This is a genomic window from Pseudomonas sp. HY2-MNA-CIBAN-0224 (assembly GCF_040310285.1).
GTDB lineage: Bacteria > Pseudomonadota > Gammaproteobacteria > Pseudomonadales > Pseudomonadaceae > Aquipseudomonas > Aquipseudomonas helleri.
The window spans coordinates 111,110-117,697 of record NZ_JBEOPQ010000008.1 but is presented as its reverse complement, the minus strand read 5'-3'; the positions used below and the strand labels follow the sequence as shown (position 1 = coordinate 117,697).

Annotated in this window: 6 protein-coding genes; 4 read left to right on the top strand and 2 right to left on the bottom strand. The window is 56.5% G+C overall.

Features of this window, described 5'->3' with window-relative positions:
* The first annotated feature begins 109 nt into the window (after window positions 1-109).
* Window positions 110-742, top strand: coding sequence for a LysE family transporter (locus AAEZ03_RS07180; protein WP_048366902.1), 633 nt, complete (start codon window positions 110-112; stop codon window positions 740-742).
* 66 nt (window positions 743-808) lie between these two features.
* Window positions 809-2,707 (top strand): FTR1 family protein, encoded by a 1,899-nt coding sequence (locus AAEZ03_RS07175; protein WP_350577229.1) that lies wholly within the window; start codon window positions 809-811, stop codon window positions 2,705-2,707.
* 30 nt (window positions 2,708-2,737) lie between these two features.
* On the opposite strand, the gene AAEZ03_RS07170 is transcribed toward AAEZ03_RS07175, so the two are convergent.
* Entirely contained in the window at window positions 2,738-3,664 is a 927-nt protein-coding gene (locus tag AAEZ03_RS07170) for a CgnE/CgnB domain-containing protein (protein WP_350577226.1), read from the bottom strand.
* Window positions 3,665-4,130: 466 nt separating this feature from the next.
* Here AAEZ03_RS07170 and srmL point away from each other — a divergent pair, with 466 nt between their 5' ends.
* Together srmL and AAEZ03_RS07160 are read left to right on the top strand one after the other, a co-directional pair.
* Window positions 4,131-5,270, top strand: a complete 1,140-nt coding sequence (srmL, locus tag AAEZ03_RS07165; protein ID WP_350577224.1) for a PheS-related mystery ligase SrmL — start codon at window positions 4,131-4,133, stop codon at window positions 5,268-5,270.
* 71 nt (window positions 5,271-5,341) lie between these two features.
* Window positions 5,342-5,794, top strand: a complete 453-nt coding sequence (locus AAEZ03_RS07160) for a YaiI/YqxD family protein (protein ID WP_048366900.1) — start codon at window positions 5,342-5,344, stop codon at window positions 5,792-5,794.
* Here the strand turns inward: AAEZ03_RS07160 and elbB are convergent, their stop codons facing one another.
* Complete coding sequence (gene elbB, locus AAEZ03_RS07155; RefSeq protein WP_048366899.1) at window positions 5,795-6,460, bottom strand: isoprenoid biosynthesis glyoxalase ElbB; 666 nt, start codon at window positions 6,458-6,460, stop codon at window positions 5,795-5,797.
* Window positions 6,461-6,588: the final 128 nt, after the last annotated feature.

Below are 6,588 nucleotides of genomic sequence, written 5' to 3'. Positions count from 1 at the left end.
ATCGCGAGACAAGCTCGCTCCTACACGTAATATCCGCAAAAACATCTGGTTAATTTTCAGCCCGCGCATTAGCTTAAGGACTTGTTACAGTTTTTGTCCGAGGTGTGCGATGTCGCTGGAAACGTGGTTGGCCTTTTTCGCTGCTTGCTGGGTCATTAGCCTGTCGCCTGGCGCAGGCGCCATTGCGTCGATGTCGTGCGGCCTGCAATACGGCTTCTGGCGTGGCTACTGGAATGCGTTGGGCCTGCAACTGGGTCTGGCCCTGCAAATCTTCATTGTCGCCGCCGGTGTCGGGGCCATCCTCGCCGCGTCGTCCACCGCCTTCTACGCGATCAAATGGTTTGGCGTGGCTTATCTCGTTTACCTCGCCGTTAAACAATGGCGTGCCTTGCCGTCCGACCTCAGCGACGACTCGGCCATCCGCCCCATCGGCAAACCGCTGGCGCTGGTGTTCCGTGGCTTTCTGGTGAATGTCAGCAACCCCAAAGCCCTGGTGTTCATGCTCGCGGTGCTGCCGCAGTTTGTGAACCCGAACGAGCCGCTGGTGAGTCAGTACCTGACCCTGGGCGTGACCATGATCGCCGTCGATCTGATCGTCATGGCCGGTTATACGGGCTTGGCGTCCAAGGTCCTGCGCCTGCTGCGCACGCCCAAACAGCAGCGCCGTCTGAACCGCACCTTTGCCGGTTTGTTCGTGGGTGCCGCAGGGTTTCTGGCGACGTTGCACCGCGCCACGACCTAAAAATCTTGAGTCGCGGTCATTGGAAGTGAACAATGTGTTACTTCTCATTTCCACCCGGATCTTTCAATGACCGCCCGATCGCGCTGTTTGGCCTGGCTGATGGTGCCAGTGCTCGCGTTGTGCAGCCTCGCTGTTTCAGCCAATTCCCCAGAAGGTGCTTCCCAAGCGTTGCACCTTATTGACTACATCGGTGCGGACTATCCGCCTACGGTCGAAGACGGCAAAGTCATCGACGAAACCGAGTATCGCGAACAGTTAGAGTTCCTCACCGTCCTCAAGGGTCTGATTGCCGACTTGCCTGAACGCCCTGAGCGTGCGGAGCTGGCACAAGGTGTTGAGGCCCTGCAATCGGCCATTGAACAGCGCGAAGACGGCGCCAAGGTCGCCCGTGAGGCACGCCAGTTGGGGGCCAAGCTGGCCGTCGCCTACGAAGTCAGCCAAGCGCCGGTGATTACCCCGGATCCTGCGCGCGGTGAGCCGCTGTACGCCCTGCATTGTTCGGTGTGCCATGGTGCCACCGGCGCCGGGGACGGCCCGGCCAGCATGGGCATGACCCCGCCACCGGCCAACCTGCGCGATGCTGCGCGTCTTGACCGCCTGAGCCTCTACGCCATTTTCAACACCCTGGCGCTGGGCGTTGAAGGCACTGACATGCCTGCTTTTGCCGACCAACTGGACGACCGTCAGCGCTGGGACCTGGCCACCTATGTGGCCGGCCTAAGTGCAGACCCAGCGGCGGCTAAAGCAGACAAAACCTACGACCTCGCTGAATTAGCCCGTCAGACCCCGGGCGAAGTGCTGGCCGCAGAAGGCCCGCAAGCCGCAGCCACGTTCCGCGCACAACGGGCACAGCCGCCGCAGGTCAAGCGTGGCCCGGCGCAGTTGCTCGACTACACCAGCCAAACTCTGGACAAAAGCCTGGCGGCCTATCGCGAGGGTGATCGTGAACAAGCCTACGACTTGTCTGTAGCCGCCTACCTGGAAGGCTTTGAGCTGGTGGAAAGCTCGCTGGACAACGTCGACAGCAGCGTGCGTAAAACCACCGAAAAAGCCTTGATGGCGTATCGGCAATCGCTGCAGGACGGCTTGCCAATCGAACAGGTCGAGCAGCGTCTGGACGCCGCCAAAGCCTTGCTCAAAGAGTCGGCCGGGCTGCTGGGCAGCGATGGCTTGAGCTGGTCCTTGAGCTACATTTCGGGCTTGTTGATTCTGCTGCGTGAAGGCCTTGAAGCAATTCTGGTGCTGGCGGCTATCCTCGCCTTCTTACGCAACACCGGCCAGCAATCGGCGGTACGCAGCGTCAACATCGGCTGGGGGCTGGCACTGGTCGCGGGCTTGGCCACCTGGGCGCTGGCCGCCTACGTGATTGACGTCAGCGGCGCCCAGCGCGAACTGCTCGAAGGCTGCACCGCGTTGTTTGCCAGCGTCATGGTGCTGTGGCTGGGCGTGTGGATGCACGACCGCCGCCATGCCGATGCCTGGCAGGACTACATCAAAAGCAGCCTGGTCAGCGGCGGCGGGCGGTTTGGTTTCGCTGTACTGGCGTTCTTCTCGGTGTACCGCGAACTGTTCGAAGTGATCCTGTTCTACGAAACCCTGTGGCTGCAAGCGGGCCCAGCCGGACATGACGCCGTGCTGGCGGGCGGTGCCACGGCGCTGGTGCTGCTGATCGGCCTGGCGTGGATCATCCTGCGCGGCTCAGCCAAATTACCACTGGGCGTGTTCTTCGGCATCAACGCCGCGCTGCTGTGCGCCTTGTCCGTCGTCTTCGCCGGCCATGGCGTCAAAGCCCTGCAGGAAGCCGGGATCTTTGGCACACGACCTGTGCCGTTCTTCGAGTTCGACTGGCTCGGCATCCACGCAGACGCCTACTCGCTCAGCGCACAAGCCATCGCCATCCTGGCGATCATCGTGCTCTACAGCCCTAGCAGACTGGCTGAAAAACGTCGGGAACAGGGTTCTTAAGTACCGTACCCCTGTAGCCGCAGGCAGCGGCTACAGGGGTGGCGCAGGTCTGAACACCGCACCGGGGCATAGAAAATCAATGTGATAGCCCGACGATCCATCGCCCAGAGCAACATGTATTCCGCCAATCCCCTCGTTCATTTGGGAGTTAATGGAGTAATCAATAAACGGGGCGATGGCATCATTAACCCCGACTGCAAATTCTGTCAGTTTCAACCCTCTAGAGCCTGCCGCCTGCTCAAGCAAAGTGATGTGCTCAATATGATTAACTTTAAATGAGGTAATTGTATTGTGCTCAACAGTCAAGAGTGCGGTGTGTTGTGCCACATCCAGCGTTAATTGCTCTAGTGCCAGCTTTAAATCGTTATCGGGTAAGAGTGGGTGCTTTCTGAGAACAGTAAGAATGCCAAAGATGGTTAAGTGACCGTTGAACTGAAAAGGACAGGCAGTCTGGGCATTCATATGGGCGTAATGAACTTCGAAAAATTCAGCAGCTGAAAAAATGAAGTTGCTGCTTATATCTTCTTCGATCATGGCGTAGGGCGTAGCGTCTTTTGAAATGATGACGCTGGCGTCCGCGTGCTGGCCCTTTACGTCGAACTGTGTGTGAGCATCCAGCCATGCCAAAATGAGTTTTTGCTTGTGGAGCGCAGCATAAAAATCGCTCTTAATGATGAGCGATAAACCGTACAGTGCACTTTTGACTGATGGTTCAAAAACATGCGTTGCGCAGAAGACGCTTTGTTTGCTTGAGGCATGCTTTGCTATGTCGAATGTTTTACGCGCTGCATCATTACAAAATGAGAACACGACACTGCAAGCCGGGAGGTGTTCGATTTGGTTGAGTGATTGTGTGCTAAAGCCAACAGCGGTGCACTCTCGAAGAAAATCGTCGTTGTCAGAAATAATCCAAGAGTCCTTAAAGTCTAGAGGTGCAATTTTTGTGGGCACACGCATATCCTCTGAAAAAGTGAGTGCCCGCTGATGGGGTTACAGGCACTCACATAGGCATTGGTTTATCGGTGATTAGTCTGGCTGGTAAGCCCATACAAGGGGTGCCCAGCCAAAATTATCCGGGCCAGAAGTTATGCGGTTGAATTTTGGTTTTGGAACAGTCAGGTCAGTCATCTTTATTATCCTTATTGATAGGGCTCCTGTTTTTCAGGAGGTAGATAAGTTATAGGGCGATATTTTTAAAAAGGGTAGTTCTATTTTTGTCTGGTTATATCGTTTCGGTGTTTGGAATTCCACTTGTGGTTTATTCGGTTATTTGTGTAGGAAGTGTATGTAGTCCATGTCTGATGTTAGATGCTGTTCAGGTATTTTTATTAATTTTCGTTGTGAGAAGGTGCGTATTTGATCTAGATTCGGACCCTTATAAAGTATTCATGGGAATTTACCGTGGCTCGAATGAGGGATGGTTATGCATTCATCTAAAGCTTATTTGTGTGCCCGCTTGGTCAATGAGGCTCTTGAACTTAATGACCTCACAGAGTTGAAGCACCCTGCTCATGCTATTGGCCTTTTATTAGATGAAGTGCTTGAAGGGTTGAAAGCGCGAGGCTGGCCTGATGCACAGGTTTTAAGAGGGCCCCGAATAGTGTCTGCGCAAGAAAACTATGGATTGCTTGGCTATGATCCTGCTGAAGTCACCTTGGGCAGTGAACACACGCGTTGGGTGGATGAGCATTCGCTCCTGCGCACTCAAACCACCAGTCAGATTCCAAAGGCATTGCAGCAGGCGGCGCAGAATCGTAAAGCCGGGGAGCTTATTTTATTGGCGGCGCCCGGGATCACCTTCAGACGGGACAGCCGCGACAGGTGGCATTGCGCAGAACCTCATCAGATGGATATTTGGGTCTTGGGCGATCCGCAACTTTCAACGCGTGAGCATTTGCTCAGGCTGGTCGCAGATATCCTTGAATGTTCAGTACCCGGCATGTCGTGGATTTATCAGAGCAGCCCGCATCACTACACAGAGGGTGGCATTGAAGTAAACCTGCTCCTGGATAAGCAGCCCATTGAAGTGCTTGAGTGTGGCTGTATTGCCCGCTCACTGTTGCAAAGACTGGGTGTGGACCCTGCCAAGCATGGTGGACTGGCGTTGGGCATGGGTCTGGATCGCCTGACCATGCTGCGCAAAGGTATCCCGGATATTCGTCTGCTGCGTGACCCCAATGAGCGCGTTCAGGCGCAACTGCATGATCTGCTCCCCTGGAAGGCGGTTTCGCGTTTGCCCTCCATCTCACGGGATATTTCGCTGGCCGTGACACCGGGCTTGAGTGAAGAGGTGCTGACCGAAAAGATGTTGCTGGCAGCGGGGGATAACGCGGCCTTGATTGAAGAAATGCTCATTAAAGGCCGATGGGCCATGGCGGATCTGCCCGTGCAGGCGATTGAGCGGCTGGGCCTTTTGCCGGGTCAGGAAAACGTTTTGCTGAGGGTGGTGCTTCGCGATTGTTCGCGTTCCATCACCACGTCAGAAGCCAATGCGCTGTATGAACGTATTCAGTCGGCGTTGCATGAAGGTGCAGAAGGGGGCGGATACAAAATCAATGGCTAAGCCTGTGGGCTGCTAGGGGGTGGTCGGAAAATGCTAGCCTTCACCTTATTACTTAATGTGGAGCTACCCCCATGCGTGTCTGGATCGACGCAGACGCTTGCCCCAAGGCTGCGAAGGATCAGGTCATCAAATTCGCGCTCAAGCGTCAGTTTGAGGTGGTGTTGGTGGCCGGGCAGAGTCAGGTCAAGCCGACGTATACGTTGGTTAAGCTGATTGTGGTGCCCAGTGGCCCGGATGCGGCGGATGACTATTTGGTCGAGCACGCCGTGCCCGGCGAGCTGGTGATTTGCAGCGATGTGCCGCTGGCCGACCGGCTGGTGAAGAAGGGCGTGGCAGCGCTGGACCCGCGCGGTAAAGAGTTTGACGCGCAGAACATGGGCGAGCGGTTGGCGGTGCGCAATCTGTTTACCGATCTGCGTGAGCAAGGCCAGGTCGGCGGCGGGCAGGGTGCTTATGGCGAACGCGACAAGCAGGCGTTCGCCAATGCACTGGACCGGATTCTGACCCGCCTCGCGCGGGGCTGATTACGCGTGCTGGGTCAGTTCCAGGACGCGGTCGACCATTTTGTTGATGCCAGAAGCGGCTTCGCTGATGGACTGGGCCAGCATGTAGGCCGGGGTGCTGACCAGTTTGCGGGCTTTGTCTTCGACGATGTCAGAGACTTCACATTCTTGGTGAGTGCCGCCCATTTTTTCTACCGCAGCGGCGGTGTCTGCGTCTTTGCCGATGGTACAGATCACGCCAGGGCCGTAGATTTTGGCGGCAATGGCCGGTGAGATGCACATCAAACCGATCGGCTTGCCCGCCTCGGCAAAGGCTTCAGCCAGGGCCAGAACATCGGGTTGAACGCTGCAGGCAGCGCCTTCAGTGGCGAAGCTAGAAAGGTTTTTGGCGGCGCCAAACCCGCCGGGTACGATCAGTGCGTCAAAGTCGTCCACCTTGGCTTCACGAATGTCCTTGATCTCGCCGCGGGCGATCCGCGCCGACTCGACCAGCACATTGCGCGATTCGGGCATTTCTTCGCCGGTCAGGTGGTTGATGACGTGCAGTTGCGCAATGTTCGGCGCGAAGCATTGCACGTGGGCGCCACGCTGACTGAGGCGCAGCAGGGTGATCACGCTTTCGTGGATTTCGGTGCCGTCATAGACGCCACAGCCGGAAAGAACAACGGCAATATTTTTGGTGGTCATGGTGGGTCTCCTTGTTCGTGGCGTTACTGTCTCTTTATTTGGCAACTGATGCCAGTGGGAGGTTCCGCGATCACGCAGGCGCTGCGGTGCAGCGCCCAGGGAGAGGGTGTGTGCGAGCGCACACACCG